This window comes from Lacisediminihabitans sp. FW035 (assembly GCF_054880895.1).
In genome coordinates this window covers 630,571-653,147 of record NZ_CM142187.1, presented here as the reverse complement: position 1 = coordinate 653,147, position 22,577 = coordinate 630,571, and the positions used below count along the sequence as shown (strand labels likewise).

Genomic DNA, 22,577 nt, shown 5'->3' with positions numbered 1-22,577 from the left:
CCCTCGAAATCGAGGTGGTAAAAAATTGCTATCGAGTCACACGGACTCATCGATACGAAAGGGGAATCCTCATTATGGCTATGTCTTTTGATCCTTTCAGCGAAATGGATCGACTCACGGGAATGCTGGTGGGAGGGCGAACCGGCCCCAAGTTCATGCCCGTCGACCTGTACCGGGAGGGCGATCGGTACATCCTGAGTGCGGACCTTCCGGGTATCGATCCGGGTTCGGTAGACGTGGATGTCGACGGCCAGTTGCTCACCCTCCGCGCGCAGCGCACCGCGGGATCGGCGGACGGCGCCAAGTGGCTGGCACACGAACGCCCGTCGGGGTCGTACCTACGACAGTTCAGCCTCGGTGAAGGTGTCGATCCGGAAAAGATCAGCGCCCACTACGACAACGGCGTGCTGAGCGTGATCCTGCCGGTGAGCGAGAAGGTGAAACCGCGCAAGATCCAGGTCATGTCGGGTGCGGAGGCCGCACAGAAGTCGGTCTCGGCCTAGTCGAGCGGCGCCGGGCAGGGCAGACGAGATGACGGACACCGTCGCTTCGGTGGAGGAATCAGTCGATGAGCGATTCCTCTGGATCATCCTCGCCGATCCGGAGTTAGTCGACCTCGAGTTCGAAAGACTCATTCGGGAGGTTCGGCCGCCAGTAGTGAAAACTGATGCTCCCCCGCGGGAACCGCTGCCACCGCATCCGATGCCCCAGCCGATGGCGAGTGAAACGAACATCGCGCCCTTGTGGGGCGAATGGGCCACTCCCTGGCCTTCGGAACGTTCTCCGCCTTCGGTGGCAGCTCACCTCTGAATGACCTCTCAACGACAACGACACTGCGGAGGCGGCCCGGTTCTTCCGGGCCGCCTCTGTTCGTTCAGGGCTCGCGCGTCCGAATGCGAGCAACTACGCGCTTCGCTTGCGGGTAGGCGTTCGGGACCGCTTCTTCGCGCTGGTCTTGGCTTGCGGATGCCCGGACTCGGCACGATTCTTTGCGACACTCTGCCTCAGCGCGGTCATCAGGTCGAGCACTTCCGCTCCCTCGTCCGCTGGCTCCGATTCGCCGAATGTGTCCTCGGTGCTCATCGAGTCGCCCGCCCGCAACTTCGCCTCGATCAATTGGCGCAGCTGCGCCTGGTAGTCATCGGTGAACTTCTCCGGGGAGAAATCCGCAGCGAATGAGTCCACCAGCGCGGAGGACATCTCGAGCTCCTTGGCCGACACCCGCACCGAGCCGTCCAACGCCGGAAAGCTGGCCTCTCGTACCTCGTCGTCCCACAACAGGGACTGGAGCATCAGCACATCGCCGCGGACCCGCAGGGCGCCGAGCCGCGTCTTCTGCCGAAGGGCGAAGTGCACGATCGCCGTGCGCTCGGTCGCCTCGAGGGTGCGACGCAGCAGGACGTAGGCCTTGATCGACGCACCGTCGGGCTCGAGGAAATAGCTGCGATCGAACATGATCGGATCGAGTTGATCTGAGGGCACGAACTCGACGACGGAGATCTCACGGCTCTTCTCCTCGGGCAGTTCCTGCAGGTCCGCCTCTGTGAGCACGACGGTCGTCCCGTCCTCGTCGAAGGCCTTGTCGATGTGCTCGAAGTCGACGATCTTGCCGCAGATCTCGCATCGGCGCTGGTATTTGATCCGACCTCCGTCTTTGTCGTGCACCTGGTGCAGATGCACGTCGTGGTCTTCGGTCGCGCTGTAGACCTTGACCGGCACATTCACGAGCCCGAATGCGATCGCGCCCTTCCAAATAGATCTCATACGGTCATGATCCCCGTGGTCTCGTGGCAACGTAAGCCCCGGCCCGAAGTCAAGCACTGGATGCCATCCGCTGTTCGATGCACGATGGGTAGACGAGAATCTTGCGGAAGAGGGCGCGATGCCGCAGAAGGCAGTGGTGGAAGTCGACGGCCATCGAATCACCCTCACCAATCTCGACAAGATCCTCTATCCCGAGACGCAGACGACGAAGAGTGATGTGCTCTCTTACTACGCGGCGGTCGGGCAGTTCCTGATCGCCCATGCGGCGGACCGCCCCGCCACCCGCAAGCGCTGGGTCGACGGCGTCGGCACCACCGCGCATCCCGGCGAGATGTTCTTCCAGAAGAATCTCGACGAGTCGACGCCGTCCTGGGTCAGACGGCGCACCATCGAGCACACCGGGCACGCGAACGAGTATCCCCTCGTGAACGATCTCGCGACCCTGACCTGGCTCGGCCAGATCGCCGCGCTGGAGATCCATGTGCCGCAGTGGCGATTCGGACGCACCGGGCATCCGCTGATGCCGGACCGCCTTGTGCTCGACCTCGATCCGGGCGACGGCGTCGGGCTCAGGGAGTGCGCGGAGGTCGCGCGTTTCGCCAAGGCGATCCTCGACGACATGAGCCTCCGCTCGATTCCGGTGACCAGCGGCAGCACAGGCATCCACCTCTATGCCCCGCTCGACGGCTCCCAGGATGCGGATGCGGTCAGCGCGGTTGCCAGGGAGCTCGCGCGCGCGCTGGAGGCCGACCATCCGAGCCTGGTCGTCAGCGACATGAAGAAGGCCCTGCGACGGGGCAGGGTGCTCGTGGATTGGAGTCAGAACAACGGGGCAAAGACGACGATCACCCCGTATTCGCTGCGTGGCCGAGATCGGCCGACAGTCGCAGCGCCGCGAACGTGGCGGGAACTCGAGGCGGAGGGCCTCCGACAGCTCGAATACCCGGAGGTGCTTTCGCGGCTGAAACGGCGCGGGGACCTCCTGGCGCCCCTGACGGCGGCGCACCTCGATTCGCTGGAGCCCACGCCCGAGCATCAGGCTCGATTCGCGGCATCCGAGTCCAGTCGTGATCGCTTAGCCGAGTATCGCCGCAAGCGCGACGCGGCGAAGACCCCGGAGCCGGTTCCGACCGGGCACGCGCCCGCGACGATCGGCGACAGCTTCGTCATCCAGGAGCATCATGCCCGTCGGCTGCACTGGGACTTCCGGCTCGAACACGAGGGAGTGCTCGTCAGTTGGGCTCTGCCGAAGGGCGTTCCGACGGATTCCACCCACAACCATCTCGCCGTGCAGACCGAGGACCATCCCCTCGAGTACGGCACCTTCGAGGGCAGCATTCCGGCCGGAGAATACGGTGGTGGTGAGGTGTCGATCTGGGATTCCGGCACCTTCGAGCTGGAGAAATGGCGCGAAGGCGCGGAGGTGATCGCGACTCTGCACGGCGTCAACCACGGCTCGCACCGGTATGCGCTCATCCATACCGGTGGAAGCGGGCGGGCCGAGAACAACTGGCTCATCCACCTGATGTCGGATGCATCGACAGACACCGCGAGAGAGCGACGGGCGCGCACGGTGGTCGGATCGGGTCGAACTTCGGTGGGCGCGATCCGACCGATGCTCGCAACGGCCGGTGCGGCCGGCCGGCTCACCTCCGAGGACGAGTGGGCCTTCGAGATGAAGTGGGATGGCATCCGCGCCATCGCAACGGTCGAAGACGGAGCCGTGACCCTCACCAGCCGCAATGGAGTCGACGTGACTGCGAGCTATCCCGAACTGGGAATGCTCGCGAGCGCCGTCGATGCCGACGTGGTGATCGACGGCGAGATAGTCGCGCTGTCGAGCTCGGGCCGTCCCGATTTCGGGCTGCTGCAGAGCCGGATGGGGCTCACGAAGGCAGCCGAGGTGGCCGCCGCCAGCAAGAGGGTGCCGGTGCAGTTCATGGCTTTCGACATCCTCTCCGCTGCCGGGAAGTCACTCGTCAAGAAGTCCTACGACGAACGTCGGAGGTCGCTCGAGCGACACCTGGCCCCGCAGGGACCGATCCAGGTGCCGCCCGCTTTCGAGGGAGACGAGGCCGCCGCCATCGCGAGCAGCATCGCCCTTCAGCTGGAAGGAGTCGTGGCCAAGCGACGGGACAGTGCCTACCTGCCGGGCAGGCGATCCAGAAGCTGGGTGAAGATCAAGCACCATCGGACGCAGGAGGTGGTGATCGGCGGCTGGACAGCCGGGCGGGGCAATCGGGCTGGCCGGGTTGGAGCGCTACTCCTCGGAGTGCCGAGAGTGGGAGGACTCTCCTATGTGGGCAAAGTCGGCACCGGGTTCAGTGATGCCGAGCTGGACGGCGTTCTTACACGCCTCCAGCATCTGGCGCGGAAGACCAGCCCGTTCGATGACCTCGCCGCCGGCGAATCCGTCGGCGCACGCTGGGTCACTCCTCGGCTTGTCGGCGAGGTCGAGTTCGCCGAGTGGACCGCCACCGGTCGCCTCCGGCATCCCTCCTGGCGCGGCATTCGCGCGGACAAGAAACCCGAGGAAGTGACGCTCGAGCAGTAGAGCGGATGATCGGAGGCTCCGGTCAGGACCTGCCGAGCGGCGTATCGCCGGCAACCGCTAGGCCGATGCGGCGGCCCGAGCGTGCCGAGCGACCCGTTCCCGGTTGCCGCAGCCTTCGGGGGTGCACCACTGGCGCTTGGCATTCAACGCCACGAAGAACATGCTGCAGGTGGGCGAGGCACACCGGCGGAGGCGATCCGCATCAGCCCCGGTCAGGACGGTGATCGCGGATCGTGCCGTGGCCGCCAACGAGAGTGCGCCGGGGGTCTCGGCTGTCCACCTCACGCGGGAGACCGCGGTGGCGCCGACCGTCGACAACTCCGGGTGCGCGACAGCGGAGGCCGCAAGTCCATTGACCAACTCGAGTGCGTCGTCATCGAAGGGGGTGCCGTCCACCTTCGCATCGAATAGCCGCCGGATAGCGGCGCGGAGCCGCTGGGTGGCGCGAAGGTCGGGCACGCCGGCACCCTCGGGAAGCTGACTCTGTTCGATTCCCCAGAAGTGTCCATTGCGCGCTGCATCAGGGATGAGATCGATCTGCGGCTCCACGGCAAGCTTGATGGTATCGGCGAGATCGACCGCAAGGGGCTCCCCTGCGACGACAAGGCCCGCTTCGCGAGCGGCGTCCCTGGGAACTGGTGACGGGGTACGCATATCTCTACTCTACCGCCACATAACGGATACTTTGCTTTCTACACATTAGCCCTGGAGGGAGCCGCCCTGCCGACGAGTCTCGGCTCACCCGATCGCTGCAGCCACGACCCGGGCGAGCCTCTTGCCGATGAGGTGGTCGCTGGCCTCGACGCGGTGCATGGTGACGCCGGTCATCCGCGAGACGATCTTGAGCCCGCCTTCGGAGCGGAACTGGTCGAGGCTGCCGTAGACCACTTCGATCGGGGCGCGTACGTCGGCAAGATCGCTGATGGTCGTCTGGGATTCGATCGAGTTCTCCAGTGACTTGACGAAGGGGGTCCAGCGCGACTCCCCGAGCTCGACGGCGCTCGGGATCGGCAGAAGGCGCTTCAGGACGTTCGCGTTGCGCAGTGTGAACTGTTTGTTGAGCCTGAGGTATTCGTACGCCCGGAGGTGGAAATCCATCATCCCGCGATCGATCGCGTTGGCCAGTTCCGTCGGAGCGAGGTAGATCGGTGGGCTCACGAGCACGAGCTTTGCAACCTGCCGCGGCAGTCGAGAGGCGTAGCGCGCGGCTATCAGCGCCCCCATCGAATGGCCGACGAGCGTGAACGGCTCGCGCAGACGCAGGGAGCGGATGGTGCGCTCGATGGCCGCGACATGGTCCGCGACCGTGTACTCGCAGTCTTCGGGGATCGGGGAGCCGCCGAATCCGAGCAGGTCGATCGCGATGCAACGATGTCGGCCCTCGATGAGCGGAAACACGTTCTGGAAGGTCACCGACGAGGAGGCGATTCCGTGAAGCAGCACGACGGTGGGTCCCTCCCCATGCTGCTGGGCGATATGAAGCAGCGGCTCACGCCGCGGCCACATCACCTGCATCGCTCCACCGGTGCATCCCTGCGGTCACCAGGGCGGCAGCGCTCCGAAGTTGGTCTTCGATGAGCGATGCGCATGAGGTCAAGATAGCGCCGATACCCCACCGGCCTCACAGGAAGCGGGCGCCTGCGCGAGGTCAAAGGTCGTCGGCAGGCCGCATCCGGTCACGACGACGAGCCAGGGCGGATGCCTCGGCGGGGCTGCCCGCGAGGGCGATCGCCGCGTCGTACGACGCGTGAGCCTCGTGGGTGCGTCCGAGCCTTCGCTGGAGGTCGGCGCGGGCGGCGTGGAAGGGGTGATAGCCGATCAGCGCGCTCTCGAGGCGCTCGACGACCGCCAGCGCCACTGCCGGCCCATCGACCTCGGCCACCGCGATCGCCCGGTTGAGAGCCACGACCGGCGAGGGGTCGATCTGCGCGAGCTGGTCGTAGAGGGCGACGATCTGCGACCAGTCCGTGTCGCGGATGTCGCGGGCAGAGGTGTGCACCGCGTTGATCGCTGCGAGCAATTGGTAACGCCCGGGAGCCACCCCGCTGGCCAGGCGCTCGCGCACCAGCCGCTGGCCCTCGGTGACGAGAGTCGGGCTCCAGCCCTCGCGATCCTGCTCGTCGAGGGTCACCAGTTCCCCCGTTGGCGAGATCCGGGCCGGGCGACGCGCCTCGGTGAGCAGCATCAGCGCCAGCAGCCCGGCCACCTCGCCGTCCTCGGGCAGCAGGGAATGCAGCAGTCGGGTGAGCCGGATCGCTTCGCCCGTGAGGTCGAGCCGCACGGGGTCGGTGTGCCGGCCGGTCGCCAGGTATCCCTCGTTGAACACCAGGTAGAGCACCACGAGCACGCCGGAGACCCGCGCGGGGAGGTCGGCGGCAGTCGGCACCCGATACGGGATGCCCGCCGCCGAGATTTTTGCCTTTGCCCGGGTGATCCGCTGCCCGACAGTGCTCTCGGGTACGAGGAAGGCGCGTGCGATCTCCGCGACGGTGAGCCCGCCGAGCAGGCGCAGGGTCAGGGCGACACGGGATTCGAGCGCGAGTGCCGGGTGGCAGCAGATGAAGATCAGCCGGAGCCGCTCATCGTCGATGACTCCGAGGCTCTCGGGCGGCAGGTGGTCCGACACCCGCTGTGCCTCCCGATGCTTTTCGTCGCGCTTGTTCTCCTGGCGAAGCCGGTCGATCGCCTTGTGATTGGCCGTGGTGGTGAGCCAGCCGCCAGGATTAGGCGGCACGCCGTCGGTCGGCCAGCGCTCGACCGCGATCGCGAACGCGTCGCTGGCGGCTTCCTCGGCGACGTCGAGATCACCGAACCGCCTGGCGAGGGAGGCGAACACCCGGGCCCACTCGTCTTGGTACGCCCGGGCGATCGCCTCTGCGGCGTCGCTCGGTCCTAGTGGAACGGCCGAACCTCGATCTTGCGATTGCACGCCTTCGACCCCTCGGCCGCGAGCGCGAGCGCCGCGTCCAGGTCGGGCGCCTCGATGATCCAGAACCCGGCGAGAAACTCCTTCGACTCTACGAATGGGCCGTCGGTGATCACCGGCTCTGCACCCCGGTTGTCGATGACGGTGGCCGCACTCGGGGATCCGAGCCCGCCGGCGAACACCCAGTAGCCTTCCGCCCTGAGCCGATCGTTGAACACGTCGATGGCCACTTCTTCGGATCGTGAGGCGGAGTCGGACCTGTTGGCGGCGAGAGCCTGCCCGTCATCGATCACGGAAACCAGATACTGCATCGCGAATCATCTCCTGCGGTTTGGGGCGCCCCTCGTGAGCGGCCTCTCACCTGTACGACGAACAACTCTGCCCCGATCCGACAGAGCTTGCAGAATTATTTGGAGATTCGGGCGGAGGTCGCCATAGGGTGAGTGCGAACCACGAGCACACCAGGAGAACACATGTCCCTCGTCCGCGTGCACAATCTCTCGATCTCCCTCGACGGCTTCGGTGCCGGCGAGGGCCAGAAACTCGAGGCGCCGTTCGGTCACGCCGGCTCACGGCTGGTGCAGTGGGCCATGGGTACCCGCACCTTCCGCGCGATGGGCATCCCCGGGGAGTCGGAGGGATCCTTCGGCGTCGACGAGGCGTTCGCCAGCGCCTGGGCGCCCAGGATCGGTGTAGAGATCATGGGACGCAATAAATTCGGCGCCGATCGCGGACCCTGGAAGGACGAAGAGTGGAAGGGCTGGTGGGGCGATGACCCGGTCTTCCACACTCCTGTCATCGTGCTGACACACCATCCTCGGCCGGTGCTCGAGATGGACGGGGGCACGACCTTCCATTTCGTCGACGCCGACCCCGCCGCTGCGCTCGAGCAGGCTCGCGCCCTCGCTGGCGACCTCGACGTGCGCATCGGCGGCGGCGTCAGTACCGTCCGTCAATTCCTCGAAGCAGACCTGATCGACCATCTGCATGTGGCCCTCGTGCCGATCATCCTCGGTCGAGGCGAACGCCTCTGGGATGGCCTCGAAGGACTCGAGCAGCGCTTCGATATCGAAGCGACCGATTCCCCCAGCGGAGTCGTGCACCTGGTCTTCACCCGGCGCACCGCGAGTTCCTGAACGGAGCCGCCTATCAGAATCGAACTGATGACCTTCTCATTACGAGTGAGATGCTCTACCGACTGAGCTAAGGCGGCGTGCACGCGATTTCTCGCGGGCAACGCCTGAAAGCTTAGCCGATCAGACGGCGGGCACCGGCGCGAGGATGCGACCCAGTTCGTCGAAGGAATCCTTCAGCCGGGCGCGCAGCGGAACTCCGCCCTCGTTGTCTGCCCAGCAGGCCCAGGCGTGCTTCATCGCGCCGAACGCCACGTTGGTGATGAGACGGGAGCGGCTGAGAAGCAGCTCCGGATCGTCGGCGAGGGCCGGGTCATCCGCCACCAGCCGCTGCGCCACGATCTCCCGCAGCCGATCCTCGAATTCTCGCATCGCGGTCATGCGCATCGCGAAGAGCTGGGGGTGTTCCCTCAGCAGGCTTCGCCGCTTGAGCATCAGCTCGGTGTCGCTGGTCTTGCCCTCGGCGGCGATGGCAAGGAGAGCGCCGAGGCCGTCGAACACCGTGCCGGTCGGAGCATTCACATAGGCGACGACGGCGTCACCGGACGGAGGCTCCGGCGCTTCGCCGACGAGCGCGGACTCTTTCGAGGCGAAGTAGTTGAAGAAGGTGCGCGGCGAGATATCGGCGATGCGACTGATCTCGTCCACCGTCACCCGGTCGAGTCCCTTCTCGGCCACCAGGTCGATGGCCGCCATCTCGATCGCCCGGGCCGTGGCCAGACGCTTGCGCTCGCGAAGGCCTGCCGTCGCGTGATCGAGTGTCATGTCAATATTCTTGCATTCTCTGCAATTATGCACAAACCCTCGCGCCCGCTCATCCGGTGCAGTCGGGGTCTTTCTTCGGCACGGTACCCGAGACGAAGTACCGGTCGACGGTGTTGTCGATGCACGGGATGCCGCGGTTGTAGGCCGTGTGACCCTCCCCGTGACGCGTCACGAGGTGCGCGCTCTCCAGCTGCTTGGAGAGCGCGACCCCCCACTGGTAGGGCGTCGCCGGGTCTCCGGTGGAAGAGAGGATGAGGATCGGCGCGGCCCCGGCACCCTTCACTACGGGCGGCGCCGCCCGGTTGTGGAACGGCCAGTTCTCGCAGGTCACGTCGCCGATCACCGATGGGCGGGTGAGGGTGGGGGCCGCCTTCACGAGCTGGACGTTCTGGCTCGCGATCACCGCCGGATCCGTCTCGGTCGGATAGTCGAGGCATCCGATCGCGATGAAGGCTTCGAGCGAGTTGTCCTTGTAGGTGCCGTCGGCGTTGCGGCCGTTGTAGGAGTCCGCGAGCAGGAATGCCGTGTCGGTGGTGCCCTTCCTGATCTCGGTGAACATATCGCTGAGATACGGCCACGACGACTTGTCGTAGAGGCCGGAGTTGATGGCCGTATCCAGCACATTCTGGTCGAGCACCCGCCCGTCGGGCGCATCGATCGGCGTGACCGTGAGCTTGTCGTAGAGCGCAGAGATCTTCGCGAGGCTGTCGTCGACCGAGCCGGGGAACGGGCAGTTCTTGGTAGACGGACAGTCGGCGAGGTAGGCCTTGAGGGCGTCTTCGAAGCCGGTGGACTGCGTGAGGTTGACGTCGAACAGCGAGAGCGTCGAGTCCGTGGATCCGTCGAGCACCACGTGCCCGACCTTCTTCGCGAAGCGGTCGGTGTAGTACATGCCGATGTCGCTGCCATAGGAGTACCCGAGGTAATTGAGCTTCTTGTCCCCGACGACCGCCCGAAGCATGTCGAGGTCGTGCACCGTGCTCTGCGTGTCGACGAATTCGAGCGCCGGACCGGTGTTCTTCAGGCAGGATGCGGCGAAGTCCTTCGCCTGACCGGCCACCTCGGCGACCCAGGCCGGACTGTTCACCGGATTCTTCGCCACGCCGTAGATGAATTCATCGAGCTTCTTGTCGTCGTAGCAGGTGACCGGAGTCGACCGGCCGACCCCGCGCGGGTCCCAGCCGATCACGTCGTAGCTGCGCCGCAGGGTCTTCGACGCCGCATAGTCCAGGTCGTCGTGCACCAGGTCGTAGCCGGACGCCCCTGGCCCTCCGGGGTTCACGAACAACGACCCGAGCCGGGTGCCGGTGGCGGATGCCCGGGTGAGGGCGAGCGAGATATCCGTCGCCTTGGAGGGGTGGTCCCAGTCCATCGGCGCGGTGGCCGTCGCGCACTGCTGGTTCTTTCCGCAGTCTTTCCAGGTGAGCGTCTGGTGGTAGTACGGAGCCACCGCGGGTGGAACGCTCTCACCGGTGGGCGTCGACGTGTGATCGACGCTCGGGAAAAGCGTGGTGGTGCACCCGCTGAGGAGCAGCACTCCCACGATGGCGAGCACGGACAGTCGTCTCGGCGAGGTCAGCACTTCGGGTCTTTCGTCGGCACGGTTCCCCCGACGAAGAAGTCGTCGACGGCGTTGTTCACGCAGGAATTTGACTTGTTATAGGCGGTGTGGCCTTCGCCCATGTACGTGATGAGATGGCCGTTCTGCAGCTCATTCGCGAGCGCCTTCGCCCAGACGTAGGGCGTCGCCGGGTCGTTCGTGGTGCCGACGACCAGGATGGGCGCCGAGCCATCCGCGGCGATCGGTCCCCGCGTGCGCGTGGGCTGGAAGGGCCAGGAGGCACACGAGGTGTCGTAGGAGAGCTGGGGGCCGAGGGTCGGCGCGAGGGAGGCGAGCTTCGCTGCATCCGTCCTCAGGCTCGCATCGGTGGTCGACTCGGCGGCATAGTCGAGGCAGTTGATGGCGATGAACGCTTCGGTGGAGTTGTCCTTGTAGGTTCCGTCGGCCTTGCGGCCGAAGTAACTGTCCGCGAGTTGGAAAGCCACCGACGGGTCGCCCTGCATCACGCTGCTGAACAGCTGGGTGAGATACGACCAGTTGGACTTGTTGTAGAGCGGGAAGATGATCGCGTTGAACATCACGCTACTCGAGAGCTCGCGCCCGTCATCGTTGCGCAACGGGCTGGCATTGAGGCCGTCGAGCAGGGATCGGATCTCCGTCATCGCGCCGGAGACGGATCCCGTGAATGGACAGTCCTTGCCGGTCTCGCAATCCTTGATGTACGCGCGCAGCGCACTCTCGAACCCCTGCGCCTGGGTCGCGCCCACCTCGAAGCTGGTGGTCGCCGGGTCGAGGGCGCCGTCCAGCACGAGGTGCCCGGTCTTCTTGGGGTAGAGCTCCGCGTAGGTCGCGCCGAGCAGCGTTCCGTACGAGTACCCGAGGTAGTTGAGCTTCTTGTCGCCGAGGGTCGCGCGCAGCAGGTCGAGATCCCGCGCGGCGCTGTCGGTGTCGACGAAACCGAGCAGGTCACCCGTGTACTTGAGGCAGGCCGCGCCGAACGCGGTGTTGCTCACACGCTGGTCGGCGATCCAGGCATCGGATCCGAACGGATTGGGCGAGACGTCGAAGAGGTACTTGTCCATATCGGCCGGATCCTGGTAGCACTTCACCGCCGACGACTTGTTCACCCCGCGCGGGTCGAAGCCCACGATGTCATAGTTCTGCTGGAGTTTCGCGTCTACCGCGTAGTCGAGGCTGTCGCGGATGAAGTCGTAGCCCGATCCGCCGGGACCGCCCGGGTTGACCAGAAGCGAGCCGAGCGCGGTGCCGGTCGCCGGCTTGCGGATGAGCGCGAGATCGATCGACTTGGTCGCGGGATTCTTCCAGTCCATCGGGGCCCTGGCGGTAGCGCACTGGAAGTCGCCGCCCTCGCAGGACTTCCATTTCAGCACCTGGCTGTAGAACGGCTCGAGGTCTGCGCTCACCCTCTCGGTCGTCGGGGTCGACCTCGTGCTCGGCGCCTTCGGTAGGAACGACGCGACACAGCCGGTGAGCGGCAGGATGATCGCGAGCGCCGCCGCGACGAGCACGGTGCGGGTGGTTCGAGTGGTCACTGTCATCCCTCAGCGAGCGGTCGAGATCAGCATCGCCTCGAGGGCGAGGGCCGGAGCCACGTTGCCGTCGATGCGCTTGCGGGCGGTGGCGATGGCATCCATCGTGGCGAGGGTCTCGGCGGCGGTCGAGGCCGCGCTCGCCGTCGTCAGCTGGGAGAAGATCGCGAGGTTGATCGGCTCTGTGTCGACGCCAAGCTGCAGAAGAAGGATGTCGCGGTACAGCGAGAGCAGGTCCACCATGATTCGATCGATGCCGTCGCGCAGGCTGCGGGTGGCCCGTCGCTTCTGGTCTTCCTCCAAAGTACGCAACTGGGCGCGGAGGGCCGGAGGGATGGTGCCGCCCGGCTCGACCCCCAGCGACCGAAGTGCACTCTCTCGCTCCTCGGCGTCGCGTTCCTCGGTGATCGCCTTTGCATCCTCCCCCGCGAGCTCGAGCAGTCTCGCCGCGGCGATGACCGCTCCCGAGACGGTATGGATGCCGAGCGCGATCTCGATGGTCTGCTGGCGGCGGCGGCGCGCATCCTCGTTCGTCGCGAGGCGGTGGGCCATGCCGATGTGGCTCTGCGACTCGCGGGCGGCCCGGGTGGCGGTGGCGAGGTCCACGTCGTCGCGCTTGGCGATGAGCTCGGCCACCTCCGCCACATCCGGAACCCGCAGTCTCACGCTGCGCACGCGGGAACGGATGGTGGGAAGCAAGTCCGCCTCGCTCGGCGCGCAGAGGATCCAGACCGTGCGCGGCGGCGGTTCCTCGAGAGCCTTCAGTAGCACGTTGGAGGTGCGCTCCTGCATGCGGTCGGCGTCTTCGATCACGATCACGCGGTAACGGCTCACCGATGGCGAGAAGTTCGAGCTGGCGACCAGGCGGCGCACATCCTCCATCTTGATGATGACGCCCTCGGTGCTGAGCACGGCCAGGTCGGGATGGGTGCGGGCGGCGACCTGGCGACGCGTGGCTTCGTCGCCCTCGGGGTTGCCCACACCGCCGGTGGCGGCGGGACTGAGAAGAGCCGTCGCGAAGGCGTAGGCGAGATTCGACCGACCGGACCCGGGCGGGCCGGTGATGAGCCAGGAGTGGGTCATCGCCGAGTCGCCGATCGGAGAATCACCGAGCGTCGAGTCGGCTGCGGCCGCACGGAAGATCGCGATCGCCTCCGACTGGCCGGTCAATTCGTCCCACACGGTCATGCGCCAAGCCTAAGCGGAGCGGCTGACCGGGCTGTGCGCTCAGAGAAGGGATGCGACCCGCACGCGGATCGCGGCCGCGATCGACTCGATCGAGTCGGTGGCCGGCAGCACGAGGAAGCGCTCGGGTTCCGCCGCCGCGAGAGTGAGGAAGCCGGCGCGCACCCGGGAGTGGAAGTCGCTCTTCTCGGCCTCGAGGCGGTCGTATTTGGTGCGTGCCTCATCCAGCCGCTCCCGCCCGATCGTCTCGTCGAGGTCGAGCAGGATCGTCAGGTGCGGAAGGAACCCCTCGGTCGCCCAGAGCGAGATATTCCGCACCTCGGTGGGGTCGAGCACCCGCCCGGCACCCTGGTAGGCGACTGAGGAATCGAGGTAGCGATCCTGGATCACGATGTCGCCGCGGTCGATTGCCGGCCGGACCTTCGTCGCGATGTTGTGGGCGCGGTCGGCGGCGTAGATCAGAGCCTCGGCGCGCGGCGCGATGTGACCGCGCCGGTGCAAGACCATCTCGCGCAACTCGAGCCCGAGCTCGGTGCCGCCGGGCTCGCGCGAGCGCTCCACCGTGTGACCGGATGCCGTGAGCCAGTCCGCGAGCAGGCTCGCCTGCGTCGATTTACCCGACCCGTCACCGCCTTCGAAAGTGATGAACAGGCCGGTTCCACCGCTCACGGGGGCCTACTGTGCCGGCTCGGACGTCGTGGCCGACTTCGCCGCATTTGCGACCGGCTTCTTCGCGGCGGGCTTCTTCGCGGCGGGCTTCTTCACGGCAGGCTTCTTCACGGCGGGCTTCTTCGCCGCCGTCTTCTTCACCACGGGACCTTTCGCGCGCTTGTCGGCGAGCATCTGCACCGCGCGTTCGAAGTCGATCTCCTCGATCGTCTCTCCGCGCGGGATCGTGACATTGGTCACGCCGTCGGTGACATAGGCGCCGAAGCGACCGTCCTTGATGCGGATCGGCTTGCCGCTCTCGGGGTCGGCATCGAACTCCTTGAGAGCACTGGATGCCCGGCGCGCGCCGTACTTCGGCTGGGCATAGAGCTCGATCGCACCCGCAAGGTCGATCTCGAAGATCTGGTCTTCTTCGGTGAGCGAGCGGGTGTCGGCGCCCTTCTTGAGGTAGGGGCCGAACTTGCCGTTCTGGGCCGTGATCTCCTCGCCGCTCTCCGGATCCTGGCCGACGACTCGCGGCAGCGCCAGCAAGCGAAGGGCGGTGTCCAGATCGACGGTCGCGAGGTCCATCGACTTGAAGATGGATGCCGTGCGCGGTTTCACAGCGGCGGCCTTCTTGGGCGCGGCCCGCTTCTTCTTCGGCTCGATGATCTCGCCGGTTGCGGCATCCACGATGGGTTCGGCGACCGGGGGCTCGACAGTCTCGACGGCCTCGGGTTCGGGATCAACTTCCGTGATGTATGGCCCGAAACGACCGTCTTTCGCGACGACATTCTTACCGTTCTCGGGGTTGACCCCGATCACACGGTCCACGACGACCGGGGCATCGATCAGCTCGTGCGCCTTCGCGACGGTGAGTTCGTCGGGGGCGAGCTCCGGCGGGATGTTCACGCGGCGCGGGGTCGCCTCGGGCGCAGCATCCTCGTCAACGACCTCGAGGTATGGTCCGTACTTGCCGATTCGGAGAGTGACCTCGTCATCGAGCTTGATCGAGTTGATGCTCTTCGCATCGATCTCACCGAGATTGTCGATGACGCTGCGGAGGCCCCGGTGCTTCTCGCTGCCGAAGTAGAAGCTGTTGAGCCAGTCGACGCGATCTTCCTTGCCGTCGGCGATGCGGTCGAGGTCGTCTTCCATCCCCGCGGTGAAGTCGTACTCCACCAGGTCGGAGAAGAAGTCCTCGAGCAGTCGCACCACCGAGAAGGCGATCCAGTTGGGCACGAGCGCGGTGCCGCGAGGGGTCACATACCCCCGATCGATGATGGTCGAGATGATCGACGCATAGGTCGACGGGCGACCGATCCCCAGCTCTTCGAGGGTCTTGACCAGGCTCGCTTCCGTGTAGCGGGGCGGGGCGCTGGTCTCGTGTCCCTTGGCCTCGACATCGGCCACCGTCAGCGCCTGTCCGACGGTGAGCGGCGGCAGCTTGGCCTCTGCGGGCTCTGCGGCGTCATTGCGCTCCTCGTCGCGGCTCTCCTCATAGGCCTGCAGGAATCCGCGGAAGGTGATGACCGTGCCGCTCGCGGCGAACTCGGCCATCGTCGTGCCCTGCACCGGGCCCGCGGTGATGACGACGGAGGCCGTCATGCCCTTGGCGTCTGCCATCTGCGAGGCGATGGTGCGCTTCCAGATGAGGTCGTAGAGCTTCCAATCGTTGCCGCGCAGGGTGCCCTCGAGCTGGCCGGGCGTGCGGAAAGTGTCACCCGCCGGACGGATCGCCTCGTGGGCCTCCTGCGCATTCTTGCTCTTGCTGGCATAGGTTCGCGGCTTCTCGGAGACGCTCTCGGCACCGTAGAGGGACGCCGCCTGGCTGCGGGCAGCGGTCATCGCCTGCTGCGAGAGGTTGAGCGAGTCGGTACGCATATAGGTGATGTACCCGTTTTCGTACAGGCCCTGCGCCACGCTCATGGTCTGGCGAGCGGAGAAGCGCAGCTTGCGCGCGGCCTCCTGCTGCAGCGTCGAGGTGCTGAAGGGCGCCGCGGGACGGCGGGTGTACGGCTTCGAGTCGACCGAAGACACGACGACGTTGACGGCGGGATCGCGCAGCGCCTCGGCGAGGGCGGTCGCGGCCTGCTCGTCGAGTGCTACGGCATCCGCCTTTCCGTTGGTGGAGGCCTTGAGCTGGCCTTTGTCGTCGAAGTCGCGGCCGGTGGCCACGCGCACGCCGTCGAGTCGGGCGAGGCGGGACTCGAACGGCGTTGAGCCTTCCGAGGCCGCGAGAAGTGCGGAGAGGTCCCAATAGCCGGCGGCGACGAAAGCAAGTCGCTCGCGCTCGCGGTCGACGACGAGCCGGGTGGCGGCGGACTGCACGCGTCCGGCAGAGAGGCCAGGGCCGATCTTGCGCCAGAGCACCGGGGAGATCTCGTAGCCGTAGAGGCGGTCGAGGATGCGGCGGGTCTCCTGCGCGTCGACGAGGGCGGTATCGATGTCCCGGGTGTTGTCGCGGGCCCGCTCGATCGCCTCCTTGGTGATCTCGTGGAACACCATCCGCTTCACGGGGACCTTGGGCTTCAGCTCATCGAGGAGGTGCCAGGCGATGGCCTCACCCTCGCGGTCCTCATCAGTTGCGAGATAGAGCTCATCGGCGCCCTTGAGCGCGCGCTTGAGGTCGGCGACCGTCTTCTTCTTCTGGTCGGAGACGACGTAATAGGGGAGGAACCCGTTCTCCACGTCGATGGAGAACTTGCCGAGCGAGCCCTTCTTGAGCTCCGGCGGCAGGTTTTTAGGCTCGATCAGGTCGCGGATGTGACCGACCGAAGCCAGCACCTCGTATCCGTCGCCCAGGTACTGGGCAATCGTCTTCGCCTTTGCGGGCGACTCGACTATGACCAGCTTCTTCGTGCCAGGCACTTGACTCCTCGACTACTGCGGCTCCCGCCGCCTCTATGGGTCTCCGGGTGAAACGAAACCTCGCCCAGCCTAGGGCGGCGCCGCTGATGCTACGCACCGCGATTCGGAGATATCGGTTGTGGTCCCGACACGCACACCATACACACAGATGCCTGACAGCGGCTTCATCCGCTTCCCCCAGTGGGCCCGGTCGCGCCCGCCACGTCGCCGACCGGACGGCCCGCAGTGGCGCGCGCCGACACGGCGAACCCGAGCACCGAGGTGGTGACCCGCACCGTCGCGGTGGTGCCGTCGATGAGGCATCCGTCCAGTCGCGCGGCGTTCGCGGCGGTGACGGTCGCCGCCACCGGGCACGGGCTTCCGGGCAGGATGCCGACCGCGACATCCGCCGCCGCGATCGCCGCAGCATCGGCCGCGCCCGCTGCCCGCTGCTGCGCCGACACCACCGTCGTGATCGGCAGCACAAGCGAGAACAGCAGAAGCATCGCGGCGACTACGGCCACCGCGAGCACAGAGCCCGACCCCTGTTCACCACCCTGCCGGGAGCACATCACCGGCCTCCGTCCAGCGCGCAGCTCGATGCGCTCACCGTCACCGCTCCGATCCACGAACCGACCGTCGACCCGCGAGCGGAGGCCGTGACGCAGGCCAGGTCGCCCCGATGCTCTACCCGCAGTGTGGATCCGGGCACGAGCGTGGATGTCCCCACCGCTTCGCCCCGTGCGACGCTGCGCGCCGCCATGGCCGCAACCTGCTGCAGCCGCACTTGTTGGGTGGCGACCTGCAGTCCGGCGAGACACGCGGCGAGCACGAGAAGCACCGCCGGAATCACCGTGGCGAACTCCGCCGTCACGCTCCCCCGGTCGGGCCGGGACCGGAGTGGGGGCGGCTCAGCCCGCGAAGGTGAGCGCACGATGCACGAGCTCGGTGAGCATTCCGCGCACCTCGTCGCTGCGCAGTATCGCGACGAGCAGCCCGGCGAATCCGACCGCTGCCATTGTGGCGATCGCATATTCGGCGGTCGCAGCGCCGTCTTCCCGTCTCAGTATCGAACGCAGTCGCTTCATGGTGACCCGTTCCTTTCTCTCTGTGGCCGGCGCGGTGCCGGACACGTCGATAGTGCTCGCCCCGACAGCGGCGACGTATCCTCCGCCCCGCACCCGTGCACTTCCCTCACAACCCGGAGACTGTGGACGAGACGACGGCGATCAGCAGCGGAGCGACCCCGAGGAGCATGAAGGCGGGCAGGATGCACAACCCGAGGGGCAGCATCAACGTCACCGCGAGCGTCGCAGCCGTGCGCTCGCCGGCGCTGCGCGCTGCACGCCGGGCCTCGGTCGCCTCGCTGCGCAGCAGCGCCGCCGCCGGGATTCCAGCTCGACGGCTGAGCGCGAGAACCTCGGCGATCGCGGAATCGCTGCCGTCGCTGGCCACGCTGCCGTCGCTCGCGATCCCGCAGGTCTCCCGGGCATCCGCCACCGCCCGTTCTGCGCGGGACAGCGACGCTCCCCCGGAGACGGCGATCGCCATCAGATCGAGCGCGAGACCGGGAGTGAGGTCTGTCGGGCGCGCCCGTCGAAGAAGGCGGCGATTCCACAACTGGGCGAGCAGCATCAGCAGCAGTCCGAGAGCGAGGCAGGCCAGACCGGGTGGGGTCGTGAACAGCACCCGGATCGAGTCGAATCCGAGGGCCATGCCGAACAGGATTCCGACGACGGGAAGCACCATCACCATTCGAGCGGTCGCCACTGGTCCGGCGAGCGCCGTGGCGAGATCCCGTTGGTTCTGAGCGAGCGACCGTAGCGAGGCCGCGAGTTCGCTGAGCGTGGTGGCGAGTGGAGCACCGGCGTCGGTTGCGACTAGCCACGCGGCGGCGAGTCCGCGCCAGGCCGTCGCATCCGACCGGCGGGATCGGGCGACATCGACGACGGCATCGGCGATCGATCCGCCCCGTGCCGCACTCGCGGCGATATCGCGCGCCGACTCCGCGCAACTTCCCCGTGCCGCTTCGGCGACATAGGCCCACGCCGAGGCGGGCGGGACCCCGGCCGCGAGAAGCACTCCCAGTCGCTGCACCACCGAGGCGAGCGGCTCGAGATCGGCGGTGCGCTCGCTACGCGACATGCGACTCGACCATCCGAAGCCGATCCCGGTGATCCAGTTCGAAGTGCCCGATCTGAGCCAGTCGCCGGCTGTCGCGATCCCGTTCGAGATGGAGCACCGTGCCGATTGCACTCACGGTCTGGCGCGCGATGGCCGTCGGGCTCATTCCGGCGAGCGCTCCGAGGGCTTCGATCCGCGCGGGCACATCCTCGAGCGAATTGGCGTGCAGTGTGCCGGCCCCGCCGTCGTGGCCGGTGTTGAGCGCGGAGAGCAGTTCGCGGATCTCGGCCCCGCGACACTCGCCGAGCACAAGCCGGTCGGGGCGCATCCGCAGGGCCTCACGTACCAGTCGCTCGAGGCCGAGTTGGCCGGCACCCTCGAGATTGGCCTGTCGCGCCTCGAGCGAGATGAACTGCGGATGCGCCACCCGCAGTTCGCCCACATCCTCGATCGCGATGATGCGGTCGCCGGGTGCCGCACTCGACAGCAGCGCGGCGAGCAGCGTGGTCTTGCCGCTGCCGCCGGCCCCGGTGATGAGCAGGTTCTGCCGCCGGGCGACGAGATCCGCCACGGTCGCGAGATCGAGCGCCGAGAAGAAGCCGGCGGCCGCCAGGTCGCCGAGGCCGAGCGTCTCGACTCGCGGCAGGCGGATAGAGAGGAGCGTACCGACGGGCGAAATCGGGGGAAGCACCGCATGCACCCGGATGCCGTCGTGCAACCGCACGTCGACGCACGGTGTTGCCTCGTCGATGTGACGCCCGCCGAGTCCCACCAGCCGCACGGCGAGAGTGCGCAGGGTCTGTTCGTCGAGAGCGATACCCTGCCGAAGCACCGTGCCTTCACCGCGGTCTACCCACACCTGCCCCGGACCGTTGACGAAGACATCCGTCACCGCGGGATCCGCGACGAAGGAGGCGAGCGGGCCGAATTCGTCGAGCTCGAGACCGGCGCCCGAGAGCCGGCGCGTGACGGCAATCGCCACTGAACCGGCACGCCGGGCGACGAAGCGGTCCGTGCCCGAGGCGATCGAGAGGGACGGGTCGAACGGATCGGCGGGTGGCATTCGACGACGGTATTCGCTCTCGGCATCCCGCCGACCCTCCACGGAGGCGAGCTGTGGAGAACCAGACCCAAGGGCACCGACGAGGGAGGGGAGCCGCCCGAACGCCCCAGTGAAAATACGGTCCGTTAACAGAGAGGGGCGGCGCCTGTTGGGGGGAACCGGCGCCGCCACAGCAACGCTGGATTGGGGGGAATCACTGCGCGTTGCTTATCGAATTTGCATTCAACGACCCCAGTGTACTCCGGCACAACACCGGCGCAAGAGACAAACACCCGCGATCAGGGGACACTCTCAGAATGGGCGCAATCGGGCGCAACCCGAGGTCGGTTTAGGATCGGAGGACTACTCAGCGCGGGCATCGACGCCCGCTGCCGTCGCGAGGGATTCCAATGTCCAACACTTCCATTGACAGCCTGCAGCATGAGGAACGACGCTTTCCGCCGAGCCCGGAATTTCGAGCCACGGCGGTGGCCACCGCCGTGCTCTATGACGAGGCCACGGCCGATCGCCTCGGGTTCTGGGCGAGACAGTCCCGCGAACTCCTCCACTGGAACACGCCCTTCACCAAGGATCTCGACTGGTCGAACGCACCCTTCGCCACCTGGTTCGAAGACGGCGAACTCAATGTCGCCTACAACTGCCTCGATCGCCATGTGCTCGCGGGCAACGGCGATCGCATTGCGCTGCACTGGGAAGGCGAGCCCGGCGACAGCCGCGACATCAGCTACGCCGAGCTCACCGCAGAGGTCAAGCGCGCGGCCAACCTGCTCACCTCCCTCGGTATCGAGAAGGGGGACCGGGTGGCCGTCTATCTCCCGATGATCCCCGAGGCGGTGATCGCCATGCTCGCCGTCGCCCGCATCGGTGCGGTGCACTCGGTGATCTTCGGCGGCTTCAGCGCCGACAGCATCCGGTCCCGTGTCGATGACGCGAGCGCCAAACTCGTGATCACCGCGGACGGCGGATGGCGCAAAGGCAAGGTCAGCGCCCTCAAACCCGCGGTGGATGCGGCTCTTGCGAAAGAGGGCGAGCACACCGTCGAGAACGTGCTGGTCGTGAAGCGTGGCGACAACGAGATCGACTGGGTCGAGGACCGCGATCTCTGGTGGCATGAGGCGATGGCGGGGGTGGAAGCCGAACACGAAGCGCAGCCCTTCCCCGCGGAGACGCCGCTGTTCATCCTCTATACCTCCGGCACCACCGGCAAGCCGAAGGGAATCCTGCACACGAGTGGTGGCTACCTCACCCAGGCAGCCTTCACCCACAAGAATGTCTTCGATCTGAAGCCCGAGTCGGATGTCTACTGGTGCACCGCCGACGTGGGATGGATCACCGGGCACAGCTATGTCGTCTACGGGCCGCTCGCGAACGGCGCGACCCAGGTGCTCTACGAGGGCACCCCGGATGCGCCCCACGGTGGACGCTGGTGGGAGATCATCCAGAAGTACGGCGTGACAATCTTTTACACGGCCCCCACGGCCATCCGTTCGTTCATGAAGCTCGGACGACAGGTTCCGGATGACTTCGACCTGACGTCCCTGCGCCTGCTCGGCAGCGTCGGCGAGCCCATCAATCCGGAAGCCTGGGTCTGGTACCGCGACGTCATCGGTGGCGGGACGACGCCCATCGTCGACACCTGGTGGCAGACGGAGACCGGCGCGATCATGGTGTCGGCGCTGCCCGGCGTGACGATCCTGAAGCCCGGTTCAGCCCAGGTCGCGGTGCCCGGGATCTCAATCGACGTGCTCGACGAAGCAGGCAACGGCGTGCCGCCCGGCGGCGGGGGCCTTCTGGTCGTGACCGAGCCCTGGCCGTCGATGCTGCGCGGCATCTGGGGCGACCCGGATCGATTCGTCGAGACCTACTGGTCGAAGTTCGCGGGCCCCCTCTACTTCGCCGGCGACGGCGCCAGGCTCGATGAGGACGGCGACATCTGGCTGCTCGGTCGCGTCGACGATGTGATGAACGTCTCCGGCCATCGACTCTCGACCGCAGAGATCGAGTCGGCGCTGGTGTCGCATCCGATCGTCGCTGAGTCGGCGGTCGTCGGCGCAGCGGACGAGGCCACCGGCCAGGCCGTCGTCGCCTTCGTGATCCTGCGAAGCGAGCACGCCGACACCCACAGCCCGGATGACGCGAGCGCGCTCTTGCGGATGCATGTCGCCGAGCAGATCGGCGCGATCGCGCGTCCGCGCCAGATCTTCATCGTCGCGGAACTGCCGAAGACGCGCTCGGGCAAGATCATGCGCCGACTACTGCAGGATGTCGCGGAGGGACGGGACATCGGCGATACGACCACGCTGGCCGACACTTCGGTGATGCAGATCATCAGCGACCGGTTGAAGTGATCTCGACACGGGCGCTGGGCGCCCTACTCGATCGGCAGAACCTGCTGGTCGAGTAGCGCCATCTTCGGCGCGTATCGAGACCCTCAGAACCTGCTGGTCGAGTAGC

At 66.7% G+C, this 22,577-nt stretch carries 20 protein-coding genes and 1 tRNA gene; 4 read left to right on the top strand and 17 right to left on the bottom strand.

Annotated elements, in window-relative coordinates; genetic code table 11:
* The first annotated feature begins 74 nt into the window (after positions 1–74).
* The gene (locus tag ACVXZ4_RS03230) at positions 75–503 is read left to right on the top strand and encodes an Hsp20/alpha crystallin family protein (RefSeq protein ID WP_461796799.1); all 429 of its coding nucleotides are present in this window, start codon (positions 75–77) and stop codon (positions 501–503) included.
* 400 nt (positions 504–903) lie between these two features.
* Here ACVXZ4_RS03230 and ku read toward each other — a convergent pair whose 3' ends face one another.
* Positions 904–1,764, bottom strand: coding sequence for a non-homologous end joining protein Ku (ku, locus tag ACVXZ4_RS03225; RefSeq protein WP_461796798.1), 861 nt, complete (start codon positions 1,762–1,764; stop codon positions 904–906).
* 118 nt (positions 1,765–1,882) lie between these two features.
* Here ku and ACVXZ4_RS03220 point away from each other — a divergent pair, with 118 nt between their 5' ends.
* Positions 1,883–4,318 carry an ATP-dependent DNA ligase gene (locus ACVXZ4_RS03220; RefSeq protein WP_461796797.1) on the top strand — a complete coding sequence of 812 codons (2,436 nt, stop codon included), beginning with the start codon at positions 1,883–1,885 and terminating at the stop codon, positions 4,316–4,318.
* A 57-nt stretch (positions 4,319–4,375) separates the two neighbouring features.
* Here ACVXZ4_RS03220 and ACVXZ4_RS03215 read toward each other — a convergent pair whose 3' ends face one another.
* From ACVXZ4_RS03215 to ACVXZ4_RS03200, 4 genes are all read right to left on the bottom strand, one after another.
* On the bottom strand, positions 4,376–4,972 hold the full coding sequence (locus tag ACVXZ4_RS03215; RefSeq protein ID WP_461796796.1) for a CGNR zinc finger domain-containing protein: 597 nt from the start codon (positions 4,970–4,972) through the stop codon (positions 4,376–4,378).
* An 84-nt stretch (positions 4,973–5,056) separates the two neighbouring features.
* Positions 5,057–5,824, bottom strand: coding sequence for an alpha/beta fold hydrolase (locus ACVXZ4_RS03210; protein WP_461797916.1), 768 nt, complete (start codon positions 5,822–5,824; stop codon positions 5,057–5,059).
* A 142-nt stretch (positions 5,825–5,966) separates the two neighbouring features.
* The gene (locus ACVXZ4_RS03205; protein WP_461796795.1) at positions 5,967–7,247 is read right to left on the bottom strand and encodes an RNA polymerase sigma factor; all 1,281 of its coding nucleotides are present in this window, start codon (positions 7,245–7,247) and stop codon (positions 5,967–5,969) included.
* Positions 7,211–7,555, bottom strand: a complete 345-nt coding sequence (locus ACVXZ4_RS03200) for a YciI family protein (protein ID WP_461796794.1) — start codon at positions 7,553–7,555, stop codon at positions 7,211–7,213. The genes ACVXZ4_RS03205 and ACVXZ4_RS03200 overlap by 37 nt, the downstream gene beginning before the upstream one ends.
* Positions 7,556–7,717: 162 nt before the next feature.
* On the opposite strand from ACVXZ4_RS03200, the gene ACVXZ4_RS03195 reads away from it, so the two are divergent.
* Positions 7,718–8,380, top strand: a complete 663-nt coding sequence (locus ACVXZ4_RS03195) for a dihydrofolate reductase family protein (protein WP_461796793.1) — start codon at positions 7,718–7,720, stop codon at positions 8,378–8,380.
* 4 nt (positions 8,381–8,384) lie between these two features.
* Here ACVXZ4_RS03195 and ACVXZ4_RS03190 read toward each other — a convergent pair.
* The 12 genes from ACVXZ4_RS03190 to ACVXZ4_RS03135 all read right to left on the bottom strand — a co-directional run bounded on the left by ACVXZ4_RS03190 (position 8,385) and on the right by ACVXZ4_RS03135 (position 20,123).
* A tRNA-Thr gene (locus tag ACVXZ4_RS03190) sits at positions 8,385–8,457 on the bottom strand.
* Positions 8,458–8,500: 43 nt separating this feature from the next.
* Entirely contained in the window at positions 8,501–9,142 is a 642-nt protein-coding gene (locus ACVXZ4_RS03185; protein ID WP_461796792.1) for a TetR/AcrR family transcriptional regulator, read from the bottom strand.
* A gap of 49 nt (positions 9,143–9,191) precedes the next feature.
* Positions 9,192–10,724, bottom strand: coding sequence for an alpha/beta hydrolase (locus ACVXZ4_RS03180; RefSeq protein WP_461796791.1), 1,533 nt, complete (start codon positions 10,722–10,724; stop codon positions 9,192–9,194).
* Entirely contained in the window at positions 10,718–12,262 is a 1,545-nt protein-coding gene (locus ACVXZ4_RS03175) for an alpha/beta hydrolase (RefSeq protein WP_461796790.1), read from the bottom strand. The genes ACVXZ4_RS03180 and ACVXZ4_RS03175 overlap by 7 nt, the downstream gene beginning before the upstream one ends.
* A 3-nt stretch (positions 12,263–12,265) precedes the next feature.
* The gene (locus ACVXZ4_RS03170) at positions 12,266–13,441 is read right to left on the bottom strand and encodes a DNA polymerase III subunit delta' (RefSeq protein ID WP_461796789.1); all 1,176 of its coding nucleotides are present in this window, start codon (positions 13,439–13,441) and stop codon (positions 12,266–12,268) included.
* 39 nt (positions 13,442–13,480) lie between these two features.
* On the bottom strand, positions 13,481–14,107 hold the full coding sequence (gene tmk, locus ACVXZ4_RS03165) for a dTMP kinase (RefSeq protein WP_461796788.1): 627 nt from the start codon (positions 14,105–14,107) through the stop codon (positions 13,481–13,483).
* A gap of 6 nt (positions 14,108–14,113) precedes the next feature.
* Positions 14,114–16,957, bottom strand: a complete 2,844-nt coding sequence (gene topA / locus ACVXZ4_RS03160) for a type I DNA topoisomerase (RefSeq protein WP_461796787.1) — start codon at positions 16,955–16,957, stop codon at positions 14,114–14,116.
* Between the two features lie 164 nt (positions 16,958–17,121).
* Entirely contained in the window at positions 17,122–17,508 is a 387-nt protein-coding gene (locus ACVXZ4_RS03155) for an Rv3654c family TadE-like protein (RefSeq protein WP_461796786.1), read from the bottom strand.
* The gene (locus tag ACVXZ4_RS03150) at positions 17,508–17,810 is read right to left on the bottom strand and encodes a TadE family type IV pilus minor pilin (protein WP_461796785.1); all 303 of its coding nucleotides are present in this window, start codon (positions 17,808–17,810) and stop codon (positions 17,508–17,510) included. The genes ACVXZ4_RS03155 and ACVXZ4_RS03150 overlap by 1 nt, the downstream gene beginning before the upstream one ends.
* Positions 17,811–17,847: 37 nt before the next feature.
* Entirely contained in the window at positions 17,848–18,024 is a 177-nt protein-coding gene (locus tag ACVXZ4_RS03145) for a DUF4244 domain-containing protein (protein ID WP_461796784.1), read from the bottom strand.
* A 106-nt stretch (positions 18,025–18,130) separates the two neighbouring features.
* Positions 18,131–19,081, bottom strand: coding sequence for a type II secretion system F family protein (locus ACVXZ4_RS03140; protein ID WP_461796783.1), 951 nt, complete (start codon positions 19,079–19,081; stop codon positions 18,131–18,133).
* Positions 19,071–20,123 (bottom strand): TadA family conjugal transfer-associated ATPase, encoded by a 1,053-nt coding sequence (locus ACVXZ4_RS03135; RefSeq protein ID WP_461796782.1) that lies wholly within the window; start codon positions 20,121–20,123, stop codon positions 19,071–19,073. Before ACVXZ4_RS03135 ends, ACVXZ4_RS03140 begins: the two co-directional genes overlap by 11 nt.
* Positions 20,124–20,512: 389 nt before the next feature.
* Here ACVXZ4_RS03135 and acs point away from each other — a divergent pair, with 389 nt between their 5' ends.
* Positions 20,513–22,471, top strand: a complete 1,959-nt coding sequence (acs, locus tag ACVXZ4_RS03130) for an acetate--CoA ligase (protein ID WP_461796781.1) — start codon at positions 20,513–20,515, stop codon at positions 22,469–22,471.
* The last annotated feature ends 106 nt before the right edge of the window (positions 22,472–22,577 follow it).